Consider the following 18,558-nt stretch of genomic DNA (forward strand, 5'->3'; position numbering starts at 1 on the left):
ACCCCGTTAACTAAGGAGAAATCCGCCAAAATGTTCATCTCTCAGAACTGGGTGACGGGGCTGCTTCGTCACACAAATCCTGGCTGGTCTGTAACCCCAGAAGAGCTCGACGCTGGCTTTATTCGTGTTGGTTTTGAAACTGAAGGATATGCGCCAATTCCGGAAACCACTGGCAAATTGGTCTTAGGCCGAGTGGAAAGTATTGAAGAACTCACCGAGTTTAAAAAACCTATTCGGCATTGCATGGTTAATGTCGGGCAGGCAAACGGTACGGGTGAACTTCAATCGATTATTTGTGGTGCGCGAAACTTTGTCGAGGGTTCCACTGTAGTAGTTTCGCTACCTGGTGCGGTATTGCCTGGGAATTTCGCGATTTCAGCACGGGAAACCTACGGCCGTATGTCTGCTGGCATGATTTGCTCAGCAGCGGAGCTAGGAATGACCGATAAACAAAATCCGGGGATTATTACTTTGGATTCTTCGGTTGGTGAGCCAGGCGATGATGCGCGTGAGATTCTTGGGTTATCCGACACTGTTTTTGAAGTAAATATTACGCCGGACCGCGGTTATGCGTTGTCTGCTCGTGGATTGACCAGAGAACTCGCGTCTGCGTTTAATCTACAATTTTCTGATCCTGCGCAATTGAGTGTTGCTGTACCTGCGGCTACCGGTGAGTTGCTCGGTGTTGAGCTCCGTGAAGAAACCAAGGCACGTCGGTTCGGGGTTCGAAAAGTTTCGGGGATTGACGCTTCAGCGGAAACTCCGTTTTGGATGCAGCGTGAACTAATGCTGTGTGGTCAGCGCCCAGTAAACCTGCCAACAGACATTACAAATTATGTAATGATGCTACTTGGGCAACCCATGCATGCATTCGATGCTGCAAAGATTCAGGGCAATCTTGTGGTGCGGAATGCTCGTGAAGGTGAAACATTAGTAACCCTCGACGATGTGAAACGCACATTGCATTCCGAAGATGTGGTGATCTGTGATGATACTGGCATCCAGTCTCTGGCTGGTGTAATGGGTGGCTCCACCTCGGAAATTTCTGAAACTACCACGGATGTATATTTCGAGGCAGCTAACTGGGATCCCATTACTGTTGCTCGAACGTCTCGTCGACATAAGCTTAGCTCTGAAGCATCTCGACGCTTTGAACGTGGTGTCGATCCTGCGATTGTGCAGATAGCACTGGATCTAGCGTGTAAGTACCTTGTGGAATATGCAGGGGGCACAATCTCGACCGAGCAAACCTTAATAGGCGACGTTCCAAAAATGCCAACAATTACTATGCCGGTATCCCGCCCAAGCGATATTGCAGGTGTGGAGTACTCTCGTGAGACAGTGGTTTCGCGTTTAGAAGAAGTTGGTTGCACGGTGGAAGTCTCAAGCTGTGGTGCAAAACTTGAGGTGACACCACCAACGTGGCGTAGCGACCTCACCATGTCCGCTGACCTTGTGGAAGAGGTTCTTCGATTGGAGGGCTTGGAAGACATCCCATCGATCGTCCCAATGGCTCCTGCGGGCCGAGGGCTTTCACAAAGTCAATTACGACGCCGCGCTATTGGGCATGCATTGGCCTATAGCGGGTATGCAGAAATCCTCCCTACACCGTTTATTGCCAATGATGTGTTCGATATCTGGGGCTTAGCAGACGATGATTATCGACGCCGCGTAGTCACTGTGCAAAATCCGCTTGAGGCAGACCATGCGATTTTGGGAACTACACTATTACCGAGCATGTTGGAGGCACTGAAACGTAATATTTCCCGCGGGCAAAAACATGTCCAACTTTTTGGTCTCCAGCAAGTGGCTATTGCACGGGGTGATGGGGTTTCCCCAATGCCATCTGTAGCTTCCCGACCAGACGCTGACACCATCGTTGAGCTGTTAGAATCTCTGCCTGAGCAGCCTTTGTACGTGGCTACAGTCGGCAGCGGGAACCTGCAACTTGAAGGACCATGGGGGCAGGGTAGTGCATATGATTTCGCTGAAGCCATCGAATCAGCCCGAATTGTAGCAAGGGCGGCAGATGTGGAGCTTGAAGTAGAAAATGCGGAATGCCTTCCTTGGCACCCAGGGCGATGCGCAGCACTTAAAGTAGGTGAAAAGATTGTCGGTTATGCCGGTGAATTGCACCCGCAAGTGCTTGAACGTATGGGATTGCCAGCACGCACGTGCGCTATGGAACTCAATATTTCCGCGCTCCCATTTGCTCCAAGCTTGCCAGCGCCGGTACTTTCGGCATTCCCGGCATTACTGCAAGATCTTGCTTTGGTCGTAGATGAAGCAATTCCGGCAGAATTTGTGCGTAAAGCCGTTGCAGCCTGGGCTGGCGAACTACTCGAGCATGTCGAGTTGTTTGATGTATATCGTTCTGATGCGCTCGGTGAAAATAAGAAATCGTTGGCATTTTCATTACGATTCCGCGCTCAAGACCGCACGCTTACAGACGAAGAATGCAATACTGCTCGTCTAGCTGCTGCCGATGCAGCTCATAAAGCATTTGGGGCAGAAATGCGCTAGCAAAACTACAATGGCCCGTACGCTGAAATTCTTCGAACGGGCCATTGTTTGCATTAGTGACCAGCTTTGTTTTTGCCTAGGCGTATTGCGCCAATCCGAGTTTGACAAAGTAATCAGAAGCAATGCGTTCATCAGCAAATACAATGTATAAGATTGCAATATCCTCGCCGTGATGATCATATGCGGAAGTAATATATGTGCCTTCTTCATAAGGATATTCCTGCATAAGATGGAAATCGTGATCGGGAGCTGACTTAATATATTTCCACTTGGGATATTCGAAGTCCTCGGTCAGAATTCGAATTGCTTCTGGATCAGTAATTACACCTACAATATCAATTGTATCGGACGTAATTCCAGAAGGAACCGCGCAATCAATTTCATAGAAGTTCTCGTCGAGTAAAAACGTATTCTGTTGGCACAATTCTAAAGTAATTTTTTGACCAATCTCCGGTGGAAAGAAATTCTGAACAGCGCGGCGGATTTCTTCTTCCTGGGCAATGGTCACTGGAGGTTCATTGGTAGTTGGATTTTGTGGTGGAATGGGTAAGGGATTTGGTTCTGGTGGTCTGCGTATTTCAGATTCGCCTATGGTGGTTGTTGTCTGGGAAGCCTCGGAATTTCTAGAACTGTGTTGGTAAAAAATAACCCAAAGTGCCAAAATAAACATTAAGCCAACAATGCCTAAGAATCCGATAATAGCCAATGCGTACTTAGTGCCATTATGTGAAGGAACCGGATTCACAGGAGACATTTGAGCGTGTATTGGTGAAATATTCGGATTTGCATAATTCTGATTCTGAATAAAAGATGGTTGGTGCTGGTAGTGGACTTGGGTATGCCCGGGGATATTTGATGGAGCTGCTGGTTGATGAAATGCCCCATAGGGGTGGGGGTTCAAATTTTGGCCAGTGTTCGACGGTGGAGCACCATATGGAATATTATTTCCAAAATACTGCGGAGTATACAAAGGTATTGCGCGAGTTTCATCTTGTGGTTGTGGAACGTAACCGTTCTGCGGATTCGCTGGTGGAAATACTGTGGTGGGTGGGGCAGTATTTTCAGATTCAGTATTTTCTTGCGGGGAGTTTTCATGTGAACGCCAAGAGTTCATACTATGTACGCTTTCCTTATTGTTGTATAGATAGCATCAGCGCATGTGGCTTTGGGTGATATCATTTGCCAATGCTTTGCCAGAGACTTATAAGCTTCTAGTTCCTGTTCAATTTTGAATAAAACCCTATTACCGACTTGTAATCACTGTGCGATCGTCCTGATTTTGGTTTAGAATTTACCACTAGAATGCTCGATTTGTCTATCAGATTTGCGACCGCATCAAGTAGCTGAAATTTCCAATTTTAGGCACTGAGAGTAGCGTTAAATAAGAAGATGCAGTGAATAGAATTTGCAAAAAATATTAGAAACCCAAAATTAATGTGCAATTTAGATAAGTTTGCTTGCGTTTAGGTCGAGCGGCGGCAGTGTCGTATTCGTGACTAAAACTCGTTAGTATGGGCTACATGATCGTTGCGAGACCCAGAATCCTTGCTATTGCTGGTACCGATCCGTCGGGAGGGGCCGGTATTCACGCTGATTTAAAATCGATCATGGCACTTGGAGGCTATGGAATGGGGGTGGTGACATCGATAGTTGCTCAAAACACTCATGGTGTCAGACATGTCCATCCGTTGCCTCCCGATTGGATTCGGGAACAACTCGAAGTAGTAAGCGACGATATTGAAATTGACGCCGTAAAGATCGGCATGTTGGGAAATCTAGAAACGATACGTGTGGTTCGAGAATGGTTAAGCGGTATTCAAGTACCGGTCGTACTGGATCCAGTGATGGTCGCAACCTCCGGGCATTCATTATTAAGGGAGGATGCAGAATCGCAGCTCATTGAGTTTATCCATGAACTTGGTTCTGGTCATCGAGAAGTATTAATAACGCCGAATATTCCTGAGCTTGCTCGCTTGATAGATGGGGAAGTCGCCCAGACATCAGATTTGGCGGTTTTACAGGCAAAGCGAATAATTGACGGATCTTCCCTCGCGGTTCTTGTAAAAGGTGGTCACCTCTACGGGGATACGGTACGGGATGTTGTAGTTAATAGGGATGGTGTATTTCCTTTTGAATCTCCACGAGTGAAAACCAGCTGTACTCATGGCACTGGTTGCTCTTTATCTTCGGCAATGGCAACCGCTTTTGTGAGAACAGGTCGTTGGGATGAAGCTTTGGCCTTAGTGAAACCATGGTTGCAGGCGGCGCTAGAAGGGGCCAGTGCACTCCATGTTGGCACCGGAAACGGCCCGATCGATCATGGTGCGGGTATTAGCTAGTAGCGTTTGCTTGGAGCACTTCGATATTGGTAGCTAATATGCTGAGGATAAAACGTTTTATCTGCTTATGATCCATCGCTTCGCCAAGTATCGCTGAGCGATACAGCAACCCGCCGATCAGGGCGTCGGTAAGGTCTTCGGCCTGTGCATCTGAAATACTGGCGCTTTGAATGGTGCTAATAATCTGGTTTCTGATCGGATTGACAATTGATTCACGGTAAATTCTTTTGAGTTGGGCGTCATTGTGACGGTGAATGTCTAACCCAATAGCAACCAAAGTTGCGTTATCGCCGCTAAATAAATCCGCAAATGTATTGATAACGTGATCGATATCTGTAACAAGATCACCTCGAATGCTAACCTCCCGGCTTCCTAAGGCTTCATCTAAAGCCGCAACGGCAAGGTGCGCCAACGTTGGCCAGCGTCGGTAAATTGTCGTCTTTGCTATGCCGCTTTGATGAGCTATTTCATCGATGCGGAGGCCGGAATATCCATGCTCTTGTAAGAGTTTTAAAGTTGTTTGTAGAATCCGCGTATTCATCGTTATGTCCCGCGGTCTGCCGAGATTCTGTGTCATAGGTTACATTCTAAGGATCCATTACGCTACTGTCCGTAACGCAAAATATTTGAGCTATGCTAGCTGGTCCCACTGGTAGTGGCCGCTAGTTGATGGTGGGAGCCTTATATGGTTGGCGGACGTACGGTGGGGTTGTGTTCTTCGACTAGATTTTAAAGAACCATTGTTGCTAGCGGGGGTGTTGGGTCTTGTGGGGTTGTGGTGTTCCAGATTTCGGTGGTCGGGGGTGGGTTTTGTACGTCTGGTGACCTGGGATTTGGTTAGGGTTGGGTGGGAGGAGCTTGGTCTGGTTGGGCGCTGGCCGAGAGGTGCTTGGTCTGGTTGGCTGCTTGCCGGTCTTTTTTGGGCGCTGGTTGGGCGTGTTGTCACAGATTCCATTTTTTCGGCTGTTTTTCAGGCGATTTTATGGAATCTGCGACAGTAGGGATGAAAACATCACTAGTTCAATAGGGTTAGCCTATCAAACACGCCAGAAACCAGCCAAACCACTGGAAAACCAGCCCACACCCCAGGAGAAACTAGCTTGAACACGCCGAAAAGTCGCCCATATTCTCCGGAAAAGCAACCCTGACGCCTGGAAACCAAGCCCAGACTCATTGCCGGAAACTTCCCGTCCATTCACTCCGGTATTGCGGCCAAAAGCATCGAGCCACAACGACTCTAATCTTTAAGCAAGTTTAGAGTTTGTAACCTCAATGAAAAAATGCATAACTTGCATGATTGTGCATAAATGTTATGCTTCTCGGCATGACTCTTAAAGTAGCTGTTGCCGGAGCCAGCGGATATGCCGGTGGTGAGATTTTGCGTTTATTACTCTCGCATCCTGCGTATATTTCGGGCGACCTTGAAATTGGTGCGCTTACGGGAGCATCGACAGCTGGGGTATCTGTTGCCGAACTTATGCCGCACTTGCCGGAGTTGGCCAACCGCATTATTGAACCCACCAATGCGGAAACATTGTCAGGGCATGATGTTGTGTTCCTTGGCTTGCCGCATGGGTATTCGGCAGAGATCTCGCAGCAATTGCATGATGATGTGCTCGTGATCGACTGCGCAGCAGACTTTAGGCTCCGCCAGGAAGAAGATTGGGAGAAATACTACGGTTCGCAATATGCAGGTTCATGGCCATACGGGATACCGGAAATGCCGGGGCATAGACAACAGATACAAAATGCGCGCCGAATTGCTGCACCTGGTTGTTTCCCCACCGGTGCAACATTGGCTTTATTACCTGCAATTTGCCACGAATTAATCATTCCTGATATCGCATTAGTTTCGATTACTGGCGTATCTGGAGCTGGTAAAAAAGCAAGCGTGGCAATGTTGGGCGCGGAAACTATTGGATCTGCGAAAGCATACAATACGGGTGGAAAACATCGTCATGTTCCGGAGATAATTCAAAACCTGTCTGAGTATACGACCGAAACTGTAAAGGTGAGTTTTACACCGGTACTGGCTCCCATGACGCGTGGAATTCTTACGACTGCTACTGCGCCGGTTCGTGTTGGAGTAACTGAACAACAAGTTCGCCAAGCGTATACAGAATTTTTTGCAAACGAACCATTTGTGCAGCTTCTTGCCACTGGACTGCAACCACAAACTCAACACATTATTGGGTCAAATATGTGCCAGATACAAGTAGAAATTGATGAGAACGCCGGAAAACTATTGATGACCAGCGTAATCGATAATCTCACTAAAGGCACTGCTGGTGGTGCAATTCAATGTATGAATATCGCTCTTGGGTATCCAGAGACTGCTGGATTGCCACAAACCGGTTTGGCACCCTAATTGATTGCTGTGAGTTCTTTTTCTTTTACCGCATTGAGGAGCTTTTATGAGTAGCGTCGGTATCACCGCCCCGGCTGGATTTACTGCAGCGGGATTGACTGCTGGAATTAAAGCATCTGGCCGTCCTGATATGGCTTTAGTAAAAAACAATGGCCCCTTGTACCACGCGGCTGGTGTGTTTACGCGCAACCGTGTCGTAGCATCGCCGGTAAAGATTACAAAAAATGCCGTAGCGAACGGGCAACTACAAGCCGTTGTTTTTAATTCTGGCAATGCGAATGCATGCAATGGATCGCAAGGGGATGCGGATGCACAACAGATGGTTGAGCAAACCGCGGCAGCTCTTAAGGTCCCAGCAGAAGACATTGCGGTGTGCTCTACCGGAATTATTGGGGAACGAATGCCAATGCCAACAATCCAAAATGGAATAGCAATGTTGGCTGAGCAGCTTGGAGATAACGGCAAAGCTGCAGCTACGGCGATTATGACCACCGATACTGTAAGCAAAGAAACACTAGTTCAGGGTGATGGTTGGGTTGTCGGTGGCATGGGTAAAGGTGCCGGAATGATGGCGCCTTCACTAGCAACAATGCTTGTCTGTCTTACGACGGATGCGGCAGTGACAGCTGAAATGGCAGATCAAGCGCTACGTGCTGCCACCGCCGAAACATTCGATCTTCTTGATATCGATGGATCAACTTCTACAAATGACACGGTCCTGTTGTTAGTATCGGGTGCTTCTGGAATTACTCCCACAGAAGAAGAGTTTAAAGAAGCAGTCCGAATTGCTTGCCATGATTTAGCGCAACAAATGCAGGCAGATGCTGAGGGCGTGACCAAACGCGTTGCAATTACTGTTCGTGGTACAACAAATAACGAAATGGCAATTGCTGCTGCTCGGACAATCGGTCGAGACAATCTATTTAAATGTGCGATGTTTGGTTCGGACCCAAACTGGGGCCGCGTACTTGCGGCGGTGGGAATGGCCGATGCTGATATGGATCCAGAAAATATTAGTGTGTTTTTTAATGGTGAGGCCGTATGTCTTCATTCGGCAGGTGCGCCAGGTGCAAGGGAAGTAGATCTTTCTGGGGAACATATCGAGGTGCTTGTCGATCTAGGGCTTAAAGGCCAAGGCATAGCAACTGTGCGAACCACTGATCTTTCTCACTCGTATGTTGAAATTAATTCGGCGTATACAACATAAAGGCGTGAATCTATGACTAATATTCTTCAAGGAATTAACCCTGAAATTCGGGCTCATGTGCTTGCAGAAGCACTGCCTTGGTTGCAATATTTTCGTAATAAAATAGTTGTAGTGAAATATGGTGGAAACGCCATGACCGATGAGCGCCTAAAAGCCGCATTTGCTGCGGATATGGTATTTCTTCGGACTGTTGGAGCAAAACCGGTTGTAGTTCATGGTGGTGGACCGCAAATTTCAGCGATGCTGAATCGCCTGGGATTAGAGGGAGAATTTCGCGGTGGTTTCCGGGTTACAACCCCCGAAGTTATGGATATTGTCCGTATGGTCCTTTTCGGTCAAGTTGGGCGCGATCTGGTTGGACTAATTAACTCACATGGTCCCTATGCGGTAGGGACCTCAGGGGAAGACGCCGGGCTTTTTACTGCCACAAAACGATTTGTCACCATTAATGGTGAGCCAACGGATATTGGGTTGGTTGGTGATATTACTGAAGTCAATCCATCTGCGCTTATGGATATTATTGATGCTGGCCGAATTCCGGTGGTATCGACGATTGCCCCAGGTATTGACGGCCAGGTGTATAACGTCAACGCTGATACTGCGGCCGGAGCGTTGGCGGAAGCATTGGGGGCAGAGCGCCTTGTTATGTTGACCAATGTGGAAGGTTTATATACGGATTGGCCGGATAGATCGTCTTTGGTTTCGCTCATTAAAGTTGGCGAATTGGAATCTATGCTTTCCACACTTGATACTGGAATGATCCCGAAAATGGAAGCATGTGTACACGCTGTGCGTGGTGGTTTATCTGCCGCACATGTTATTGATGGGCGGGTAGCGCATTCTGTGTTACTGGAGCTTTTGACCGAAGGTGGCATTGGCACAATGGTATTGCCAGATAATTTTCACCGCTCGAATTATCCAGATGAGACCGTATTTCGGAAGGATGTGTCTGGATAATGAATTCCATGCTTTCGCAATGGTCAACTAAGTTAATGAATAATTATGGCGTACCAGCAATTTCCCTTGTTCAAGGTTCTGGCGCAATCGTGCATGATGATCAAGGCCGTGAGTATATAGATATGCTTGCGGGCATTGCAGTTAATACACTGGGGCACGCCCATCCAGCAATTGTCGATGCCGTGAGCACCCAGCTCTCGCAATTAGGCCATGTGTCCAATCTTTTTGCATCCCAACCTGTTCTCGATGTTGCAAATGAACTGATTATGCGTTTTGCGCGAGGAAAAGAGGAACTAGCGCAAAACACCCGAGTATATTTCTGCAATTCAGGTGCGGAAGCAAATGAAGCGGCATTTAAAATTGCGCGTTTAACAGGGCGCAAGCGGATACTTGCGGCAGTAGATGGATTCCATGGGCGAACAATGGGGGCGCTGGCATTGACAGGGCAACCTGGAAAACGTGAACCTTTTGCTCCACTTCCGACAGGAGTGGAATACTATCCATTGAATGACCTGGAGTATTTGCAAAAACTCGTTGCAGTAAACCCACACAATACTGCTGCTATCATTTTCGAACCGATTCAAGGCGAGACCGGCGTAATCCCCGCAACTAACGAGTTTCTTCAAGGCGTGCGCGAGCTGTGCTCTGCACACGGAATCCTTATGATCTTGGATGAAGTTCAAACCGGGGTTGGTCGAACCGGTGAGTTTTTCGCACATTACCAGGCCGGTGTCATCCCAGATGTCGTCACAATGGCTAAAGGTTTGGCTGGTGGGTTACCGATTGGAGCATGTATTGCGCATGGACAAGCAGCAGAGCTTTTAACCCCAGGAACTCACGGCACCACATTTGGAGGAAATCCAGTAGTGTGCGCTGCGGCAAAAGCGGTGCTGAATATTCTCGATGATGAGTTTTATGCCGAAGTGCGAACAAAAGGTGAGTATCTCATCAGTTTGTTAGAAGAGTTGAGGGCAGTTCGTGAGGTGCGCGGTAGAGGACTCATGTTTGGTGTTGTTCTTCAACAGCCAATTGCCAAGCAAGTTGTTGCTTATGGCCTTGAACATGGGGTGATTTTAAATGCACCAAGCGAAAACGTGCTTCGGCTTACGCCACCATTAACTATTTCAAAAGAACAGTTGCGTGAAAGTGTGAGCCGAATAACATTAGCGATCAAGGAAAGCGAAGGATCCAATACATGAGCCAAACACCAAGGGTAAGGCATTTTCTAGCGGATGATGATCTGACTCCTTCGGAGCAAGCAGAGGTTTTACAATTAGCGCTAGAGCTTAAACAACAGCCGTTATCACGGCGTCCATTTGAAGGACCGCTTAGTGTCGCAGTGCTTTTTGATAAAACCTCCACGCGTACTCGGTTTTCCTTTGAAGCGGGCATCGCGCAACTTGGCGGACACGCGATCGTGGCCGACGCAGGTAAGACACAAACAGGCAAAGGCGAGACATACCAAGATACTGGCGCTGTTTTGAGCCGATATGTTGAGGCGATTGTTTGGCGCACATTTGCACATAGCAATTTGGAAGAAATGGCCGAAACCGCGACTGTGCCTATAATTAATGCACTTTCAGATGATTTGCATCCGTGTCAGTTGCTTGCTGACTTGCAAACATGCATCGAGCATTGTTGCCCAGAAAAGGGGCCTCAGGGTTTACGTGGGTTAAAAGCTGTATATCTAGGTGACGGCGACAATAATATGGCGAATTCATATTTGCTTGCATTTTCAACTGCTGGCATTGATATTTCAATTATCGCCCCAAATGGTTTCCAACCCAAGGAACAGTTTGTGCAACGTGCGCAGCGCCGTGCAGCCGAGACTGGCGCGCGGGTCGTCGTTACGGATGCAATAGAAGAAGTACGAGATGCCGATATCGTTATTACAGATACTTGGGTATCAATGGGAATGGAAGACGATGGTTTAGATCGAGAAACTCCATTTATCCCATATCAAGTAAATGATGAAATTATGGCAATGGCTAAACCAACAGCCATATTTTTACATTGCTTGCCGGCATACCGAGGAAAGGAAGTTTCTGCGAGCGTTATTGACGGTCCGCAATCAGTGGTATTTGATGAAGCTGAAAATAGATTGCATGCTCAAAAGGCATTGCTCGTTTGGCTTCTAGAACACCAGCCAGACAAGGTGACAGCATAGACAATGGTAAAAGATTCTTTGCACGCAAATCCTGAAGGTAATTCGTTAGTCCAGCCTGTAAGCCGGACTGCACGTCAAGCTCGAATCCTTGAAATCCTTTCCCAGTATCGTGTTTCAAGCCAAGTGCAATTGTCGGAATTACTTCTTGATGATGGCATTGATATCACTCAAGCAACGTTATCCCGCGATCTTGATGAACTCGGTGCAAAAAAAGTTCGCCCAGAATCTGGGCGCGCATATTATGCGGTTGGAAATGTTGAAACAGCATTAATGGAAACACTTCGGGGACCGAGAGAAAAGCTCCGGAGAATGCTTGATGATCTTGTAGTAAGTGTAGATTCTTCAGCAAATATTGCGGTCCTACGTACTCCACCTGGTGCTGCACAGTATTTGGCAAGTTTTATTGATCGAGTCCAATTGCCGGAAGTTGTGGGAACAATCGCTGGAGACGATACAATTTTCGTGCTTGCACGCGATCCATTAAATGGTGCAGAACTCGCAGAAATGTTCCAACGCCGGTAGTGGGGCGTCCATAAAACGCGCCCTTTGGGCGCTACGCTAAGCTCATACTATTCAACCTAAGAATAAAAAACCTGTTCGCAAGGAGAACCTTTTTATGACTAACCGCGTTGTGCTCGCATATTCTGGTGGGCTTGATACGTCAGTTGCAATCCCATACCTGGCAAAAATGACCGGTGGGGAAGTGGTTGCAGTGTCACTGGACCTCGGCCAGGGCGGCGAGGATATGGAATCGGTGCGTCAACGTGCCCTAGATTGCGGTGCCGTGGAATCCATAGTTGTTGATGCAAAAGACGAATTCGCGGAAGAATATTGTTTGCCAACCATCAAGGCAAACGGCATGTATATGAAGCAATACCCGCTGGTCTCGGCGATTTCTCGCCCGTTGATTGTAAAGCACTTAGTGGCTGCAGCAAAAGAATTTGGCGGAACTCACGTTGCTCATGGTTGCACAGGTAAAGGCAATGACCAAGTCCGGTTTGAAGTGGGTTTTGCCGATACCCACCCAGACCTAAAGATTATCGCCCCCGCTCGCGATTATGCTTGGACTCGCGATAAAGCAATCGCATTTGCAGAAGAGGTAAATCTTCCTATTGAGCAGTCGAAAAAATCACCGTTTTCGATTGACCAAAATGTGTGGGGCCGGGCTATTGAGACTGGCTTCCTAGAAGACCTTTGGAATCCGCCAACCAAAGATTTGTATGCCTATACCGAGGACCCGGCTTTAGGAAATGCGCCAGATGAATTGATTATTTCATTTAAGGGCGGTGTTCCGGTGGCTATTGATGGCCGCCCTGTCACCGTACTGCAAGCAATCGAGGAGCTTAATCGACGCGCTGGCGCGCAGGGCGTCGGTCGTCTGGATATGGTGGAGGATCGTCTCGTTGGCATTAAATCCCGCGAGGTGTATGAAGCTCCCGGCGCAATTACATTGATTACTGCACATGAAGCGTTGGAAGACGTCACAATGGAACGCGAACTTGCGCGCTATAAGCGGCTTATCGACGCCCGCTGGTCCGAAGAAGTATACGACGGTTTGTGGTTTGCGCCGCTTAAACGCTCTCTCGATGCGTTTATTGAATCAACCCAAGAACACGTTACCGGAGATATTCGTCTTGTTTTGCACGCCGGCAAAGTAGTGGTAAATGGGCGCAGAAGCGATCATTCCCTCTACGATTTCAACCTTGCCACCTATGACACCGGTGATACATTCGATCAGACGCTTGCTCGAGGCTTTGTCGAGCTACATGGCCTTTCCTCAAAGATTGCGTGCCGTCGAGATCGTGAGGCGCAGTAATGAAGCACCATGGCACTAATCAAGGTGCACTGTGGGGTGGTCGCTTCGCTGGCGGCCCTTCCGAAGCCATGTTTGCATTAAGTGTGTCAACCCATTTTGACTGGGTACTTGCACCCTATGATGTACTTGCTTCACGAGCACATGCGAAGGTACTGCATCAAGCAGGGCTTTTAAGTGATAGTGACCTTGCCACAATGTTGGATGCACTCAGACAACTTGGCGAAGCGGTAGCAACTGGCGAATTTCAGCCATTGCCAACCGATGAAGATGTTCATGGTGCCATGGAACGTGGGCTCATTGAAATAGTTGGTCCGGAAATTGGTGGACGGCTGCGTGCTGGGCGGTCCCGAAATGATCAAGTCGCCGCACTGTTTCGCATGTGGGTTCGTGATGCTGTTCGGGAGACAGCACTGGGCCTAACTGAGCTTATCGACGCATTAGTTGCCCAGGCGGCGGCCCATCCTGATGCCATTATGCCTGGGAAAACGCATTTTCAGGCTGCGCAGCCAGTATTACTTGCACATCAACTTTTGGCGCACGCGCACCCATTACTCCGAGACATTGATCGGTTGCGTGATTTAGATAAGCGTTTGGCTGTTTCCCCATATGGTTCTGGTGCGCTTGCGGGATCATCGCTGCGTTTAGATCCCGATGCCATTGCCAAGGAACTAGGGTTTGCCGCGGCGGCGGAGAATTCTATCGATGCTACAAGCTCCCGTGATTTTGCCTCCGAGGCTGCGTTTGTACTGGCACAGATAGCTGTAGACATTTCGCGGCTGGCAGAAGAAATTATCGTATGGTGTACTCCAGAATTTGGATACGTCACTTTATCTGATGCTTGGTCTACGGGTAGCTCGATTATGCCGCAAAAGAAAAACCCAGATGTCGCTGAGCTTGCGCGCGGTAAGTCTGGACGCCTTATTGGCAACCTGGCAGGCCTTCTGGCAACGCTTAAAGCTCAACCATTGGCGTATAACCGTGATCTTCAAGAAGACAAAGAGCCTTTGGTCGACTCTTTTGCTCAATTGCGGTTAGTTGTTCCGGCAATGACCGGTTTAGTTTCTACACTGACATTCCACCCGCAACGTATGTTGGAGCTTGCTCCAGCTGGTTTCACCTTGGCAACTGACCTTGCAGAATGGATGGTTCACCAAGGCGTGCCTTTCCGTACTGCTCACGAAGCTTCTGGTGCTTGTGTTCGATTGGCTGAGTCATTGGGTGTAAGCCTTGAAGACCTTACTGATGAACAACTTGCCCAAGTGCACCCGGAACTTCGACCAGAGGTGCGCGAGGTACTGACAGTGCAAGGTTCTGTAGTTTCGCGCGCTACTCGTGGCGGGACTGCACCGGTGCGGGTGGCAGAGCAACGCGAACGTGTTATCGAGCTCGCTGCCGACCATCGTACTTGGGCTCAAACGCCAGTTCGGAAATAGCGGTAAAGCATAGAGCAGCGAGTGCGAAGTTTTCGTATTCGCTGTTTTCGCTATTTTCTGGGAAACACAGAGGTCCTGGAAACCTTGAAAATATCAAGGGCTACAATACTTTCTTATGAGTATCGATCCCCAATTGTTGGAAGTGCTGGCATGCCCGAAAGATAAAGGGCCTTTGCGATATTTGGAGGCTGAGCAATTGCTAGTCAATGATCGCCTTGGAATTGCGTACCGCATTGAAGACGGCATTCCAGTGATGCTCATTGATGAAGCAATTACTTGGCCGAAATCCTAATTTCCCAGCACTATTACGACATATGAAACAAGGATCGTTATGAATATTATTGACGAGCTGACTTGGCGCGGCTTAATTAATCAGTCCACTGATTTGGATTCCCTGCGGGAAGCAACCCAAAAACCAATTACGCTGTATTGTGGATTTGACCCAACCGGTGCCTCACTGCATGCAGGGCATTTGGTTCCGCTTATTATGCTAAAGCGCTTTCAAGATGCGGGGCATCGCACTATTACTTTGGCCGGTGGGGCTACTGGAATGATTGGGGACCCGCGTGATGTCGGTGAGCGCAGTATGCTTACGGAAGCGGAAATTTCCAATAATGTTAGTGCGATAAAGGGACAAATTCGTCGGTTTATTGATTATTCCGATGGGCGTGCCATTATGGTGAATAATGCCGACTGGATCGGCAATATGAATGTTATTGAGTTTTTGCGTGATATTGGTAAAAATTTCTCGCTTAACACAATGCTGGACAGAGATACCGTAAAACGTCGTTTAGAAAGTGATGGTATTTCATACACCGAGTTTTCATATATGCTTCTGCAGGCATTTGATTCGGTGCATTTGCGGCGCGAATATGATTGCGTTTTGCAAATTGGTGGTGGTGATCAATGGGGCAATATTGTTTCTGGTGTTGATCTCAATCGCCGTATGGACCAAGCAAAAACTCATGCGTTGACGGTGCCGTTAGTCACTGATGCTGATGGCCAAAAGTTTGGAAAATCTACCGGCGGTGGAAAACTTTGGTTGGACCCTGAACTCACTAGCCCATACTCCTGGTACCAATACTTCATTAATGCCGGTGATGCTGTAGTTATTGATTACTTGCGCTGGTTTACCTTCCTCACCCAAGACGAAATTGCTGAATATGAAGTTGCCGTTGCTGAACGCCCTCACCAACGGGAAGCACAACGACGTTTGGCTCGTGAGCTAACTACTTTGGTTCATGGCGCAGACGCTACCGAAGCTGTGGAACTCGCGGCTCAAGCATTATTTGGCCGTGCTGAACTTCACGATCTAGACGAAGAAACCCTTCAGGGTGCGCTTTCCGAAACCACGATTGCAGATATTGCAGCCGATCAACCGCGCACGATTGTTGATCTATTTGTTGCTGCTGGGCTCGCTGATTCTCGCGGAGCTGCTCGCCGTTCCATTAAAGAGGGCGGCGTGTATGTAAATAATGTGCGAATCCAATCTGATGATTGGCAACCCGCAGCTGAAGATTTACTACATGGTAAGTGGTTAGTTCTTCGGCGCGGTAAAAAGAATTTTGCGGGTGCGCTTATCCGCTAACAAGTTGCTTTTCGACGACCCCCTCTGTTGCGCATTATATGCACTTTGCGCAATGGAGAGGGTTTCTTACATTTCAGTAGAAAATGCTGATCTAGCTCTAGGTTTGTAAAATTTTAAGCTTGCGTGTAACCTTGTGTGAGTCGCCGCGATAACAACGTGGTTGACTTCTTAAGGCGAAAGCCCTAAGATTAAGCGACGCTATGAAATCGGGGTCCAAGTTTCTTGGAATTTCATTTCTAGCAATGTGTTGTTTGAGAACTCGATAGTGTGCCATGTTTGTTTGTTGTGGTTGATTGGTTTGTTTTGGCTGTTTGTTGTGGTTGGTTGTGTGTTGCTGGCGGGGTTCATGCTTCGTGAGCTGGCGTGTGGCTGGTCATGGTGGATGGTTGGGACTTGGTTTTCGACTGTTTTTTTGTTTTTGTTTTTTTGGGCAACTGATTGTTTTTGTTGGTTGTTTGTTTTTGTTGGGATGTTGGCTTTTCATGATTGTTTGAGCTGATTGTTCTTTTTTGTGGAGAGTTTGATCCTGGCTCAGGACGAACGCTGGCGGCGTGCTTAACACATGCAAGTCGAACGGAAAGGCCCTGCTTGCGGGGTGCTCGAGTGGCGAACGGGTGAGTAACACGTGGGTGATCTGCCTCGTACTCTGGGATAAGCCTGGGAAACTGGGTCTAATACTGGATAGGACCATGCTTTAGTGTGTCATGGTGGAAAGTTGTTTCGGTACGGGATGAGCCTGCGGCCTATCAGCTTGTTGGTGGGGTAATGGCCTACCAAGGCGTCGACGGGTAGCCGGCCTGAGAGGGTGTACGGCCACATTGGGACTGAGATACGGCCCAGACTCCTACGGGAGGCAGCAGTGGGGAATATTGCACAATGGGCGCAAGCCTGATGCAGCGACGCCGCGTGGGGGATGAAGGCCTTCGGGTTGTAAACCTCTTTCGGCAGGGACGAAGCGTGTTTGTGACGGTACCTGTAGAAGAAGCACCGGCTAACTACGTGCCAGCAGCCGCGGTAATACGTAGGGTGCGAGCGTTGTCCGGAATTACTGGGCGTAAAGAGCTCGTAGGTGGTTTGTCGCGTCGTCTGTGAAATTCCGGGGCTTAACTCCGGGCGTGCAGGCGATACGGGCATAACTTGAGTGCTGTAGGGGAGACTGGAATTCCTGGTGTAGCGGTGAAATGCGCAGATATCAGGAGGAACACCGATGGCGAAGGCAGGTCTCTGGGCAGTAACTGACGCTGAGGAGCGAAAGCATGGGTAGCGAACAGGATTAGATACCCTGGTAGTCCATGCCGTAAACGGTGGGCGCTAGGTGTGGGGGTCTTCCACGACTTCTGTGCCGTAGCTAACGCATTAAGCGCCCCGCCTGGGGAGTACGGCCGCAAGGCTAAAACTCAAAGGAATTGACGGGGGCCCGCACAAGCGGCGGAGCATGTGGATTAATTCGATGCAACGCGAAGAACCTTACCTGGGCTTGACATATGCAGGATCGCGCCAGAGATGGTGTTTCCCTTGTGGCTTGTATACAGGTGGTGCATGGTTGTCGTCAGCTCGTGTCGTGAGATGTTGGGTTAAGTCCCGCAACGAGCGCAACCCTTGTCTTATGTTGCCAGCACGTGATGGTGGGGACTCATGAGAGACTGCCGGGGTCAACTCGGAGGAAGGTGGGGATGACGTCAAATCATCATGCCCCTTATGTCCAGGGCTTCACACATGCTACAATGGTCGGTACAGTGGGTTGCGAGACCGTGAGGTGGAGCGAATCCCTTTGAAAGCCGGCCTCAGTTCGGATTGGGGTCTGCAACTCGACCCCATGAAGTCGGAGTCGCTAGTAATCGCAGATCAGCAATGCTGCGGTGAATACGTTCCCGGGCCTTGTACACACCGCCCGTCACGTCATGAAAGTTGGTAACACCCGAAGCCCATGGCCTAACCGGCTGTTGCTGGAGGGAGTGGTCGAAGGTGGGATTGGCGATTGGGACGAAGTCGTAACAAGGTAGCCGTACCGGAAGGTGCGGCTGGATCACCTCCTTTCTAAGGAGTTTTGTTTTTTGTTTTTGTGGCTGCGCATCGTGTTGGTGTGTGGCTGGTTTGTTTTGTTGTTTCCAGGTGGACGGCATGTGATTGATTGCGTGCAGGTGGTTGGGGCAGATTGGT

At 48.7% G+C, this 18,558-nt stretch carries 14 protein-coding genes and 1 rRNA gene; 13 read left to right on the forward strand and 2 right to left on the reverse strand.

The window, feature by feature from the left end; all coding sequences use genetic code 11:
- Positions 1-30 precede the first annotated feature (30 nt).
- Positions 31-2,523, forward strand: coding sequence for a phenylalanine--tRNA ligase subunit beta (gene pheT, locus CFREI_RS05970; protein WP_027013507.1), 2,493 nt, complete (start codon positions 31-33; stop codon positions 2,521-2,523).
- Positions 2,524-2,599: 76 nt separating this feature from the next.
- Here the strand turns inward: pheT and CFREI_RS05975 are convergent, their stop codons facing one another.
- Positions 2,600-3,637 (reverse strand): hypothetical protein, encoded by a 1,038-nt coding sequence (locus tag CFREI_RS05975; protein ID WP_027013508.1) that lies wholly within the window; start codon positions 3,635-3,637, stop codon positions 2,600-2,602.
- Between the two features lie 406 nt (positions 3,638-4,043).
- Here CFREI_RS05975 and thiD point away from each other — a divergent pair, with 406 nt between their 5' ends.
- The gene (gene thiD / locus CFREI_RS05980) at positions 4,044-4,862 is read left to right on the forward strand and encodes a bifunctional hydroxymethylpyrimidine kinase/phosphomethylpyrimidine kinase (protein ID WP_027013509.1); all 819 of its coding nucleotides are present in this window, start codon (positions 4,044-4,046) and stop codon (positions 4,860-4,862) included.
- On the opposite strand, the gene CFREI_RS05985 is transcribed toward thiD, so the two are convergent.
- Positions 4,855-5,439 carry a TetR/AcrR family transcriptional regulator gene (locus tag CFREI_RS05985; protein WP_084170847.1) on the reverse strand — a complete coding sequence of 195 codons (585 nt, stop codon included), beginning with the start codon at positions 5,437-5,439 and terminating at the stop codon, positions 4,855-4,857. The two genes, thiD and CFREI_RS05985, sit on opposite strands and share 8 nt — an antisense overlap.
- Positions 5,440-6,186: 747 nt before the next feature.
- Here CFREI_RS05985 and argC point away from each other — a divergent pair.
- From argC to CFREI_RS06040, 11 genes are all read left to right on the forward strand, one after another.
- Positions 6,187-7,230 (forward strand): N-acetyl-gamma-glutamyl-phosphate reductase, encoded by a 1,044-nt coding sequence (gene argC, locus CFREI_RS05990; protein ID WP_027013511.1) that lies wholly within the window; start codon positions 6,187-6,189, stop codon positions 7,228-7,230.
- A 46-nt stretch (positions 7,231-7,276) separates the two neighbouring features.
- Positions 7,277-8,437, forward strand: coding sequence for a bifunctional glutamate N-acetyltransferase/amino-acid acetyltransferase ArgJ (gene argJ / locus CFREI_RS05995; RefSeq protein WP_027013512.1), 1,161 nt, complete (start codon positions 7,277-7,279; stop codon positions 8,435-8,437).
- Positions 8,438-8,449: 12 nt separating this feature from the next.
- Positions 8,450-9,394 (forward strand): acetylglutamate kinase, encoded by a 945-nt coding sequence (gene argB / locus CFREI_RS06000; RefSeq protein ID WP_027013513.1) that lies wholly within the window; start codon positions 8,450-8,452, stop codon positions 9,392-9,394.
- Positions 9,394-10,593, forward strand: coding sequence for an acetylornithine transaminase (locus tag CFREI_RS06005; protein ID WP_027013514.1), 1,200 nt, complete (start codon positions 9,394-9,396; stop codon positions 10,591-10,593). Before argB ends, CFREI_RS06005 begins: the two co-directional genes overlap by 1 nt.
- Positions 10,590-11,561 (forward strand): ornithine carbamoyltransferase, encoded by a 972-nt coding sequence (argF, locus tag CFREI_RS06010; protein ID WP_027013515.1) that lies wholly within the window; start codon positions 10,590-10,592, stop codon positions 11,559-11,561. The genes CFREI_RS06005 and argF overlap by 4 nt, the downstream gene beginning before the upstream one ends.
- A 3-nt stretch (positions 11,562-11,564) precedes the next feature.
- A complete protein-coding gene (locus CFREI_RS06015) occupies positions 11,565-12,083 on the forward strand; it encodes an arginine repressor (RefSeq protein WP_051256118.1) in 519 nt (172 codons plus the stop codon).
- A gap of 94 nt (positions 12,084-12,177) precedes the next feature.
- Positions 12,178-13,377 carry an argininosuccinate synthase gene (locus CFREI_RS06020; RefSeq protein WP_027013517.1) on the forward strand — a complete coding sequence of 400 codons (1,200 nt, stop codon included), beginning with the start codon at positions 12,178-12,180 and terminating at the stop codon, positions 13,375-13,377.
- A complete protein-coding gene (gene argH / locus CFREI_RS06025) occupies positions 13,377-14,810 on the forward strand; it encodes an argininosuccinate lyase (protein ID WP_027013518.1) in 1,434 nt (477 codons plus the stop codon). The genes CFREI_RS06020 and argH overlap by 1 nt, the downstream gene beginning before the upstream one ends.
- A 115-nt stretch (positions 14,811-14,925) precedes the next feature.
- Positions 14,926-15,102 (forward strand): Trm112 family protein, encoded by a 177-nt coding sequence (locus tag CFREI_RS06030; RefSeq protein ID WP_027013519.1) that lies wholly within the window; start codon positions 14,926-14,928, stop codon positions 15,100-15,102.
- 39 nt (positions 15,103-15,141) lie between these two features.
- Positions 15,142-16,398 carry a tyrosine--tRNA ligase gene (gene tyrS, locus CFREI_RS06035; RefSeq protein ID WP_027013520.1) on the forward strand — a complete coding sequence of 419 codons (1,257 nt, stop codon included), beginning with the start codon at positions 15,142-15,144 and terminating at the stop codon, positions 16,396-16,398.
- Positions 16,399-16,906: 508 nt separating this feature from the next.
- Positions 16,907-18,435, forward strand: a 16S ribosomal RNA gene (locus tag CFREI_RS06040).
- Positions 18,436-18,558: the final 123 nt, after the last annotated feature.

Source organism: Corynebacterium freiburgense, assembly GCF_030408815.1.
Classification (GTDB): domain Bacteria; phylum Actinomycetota; class Actinomycetes; order Mycobacteriales; family Mycobacteriaceae; genus Corynebacterium; species Corynebacterium freiburgense.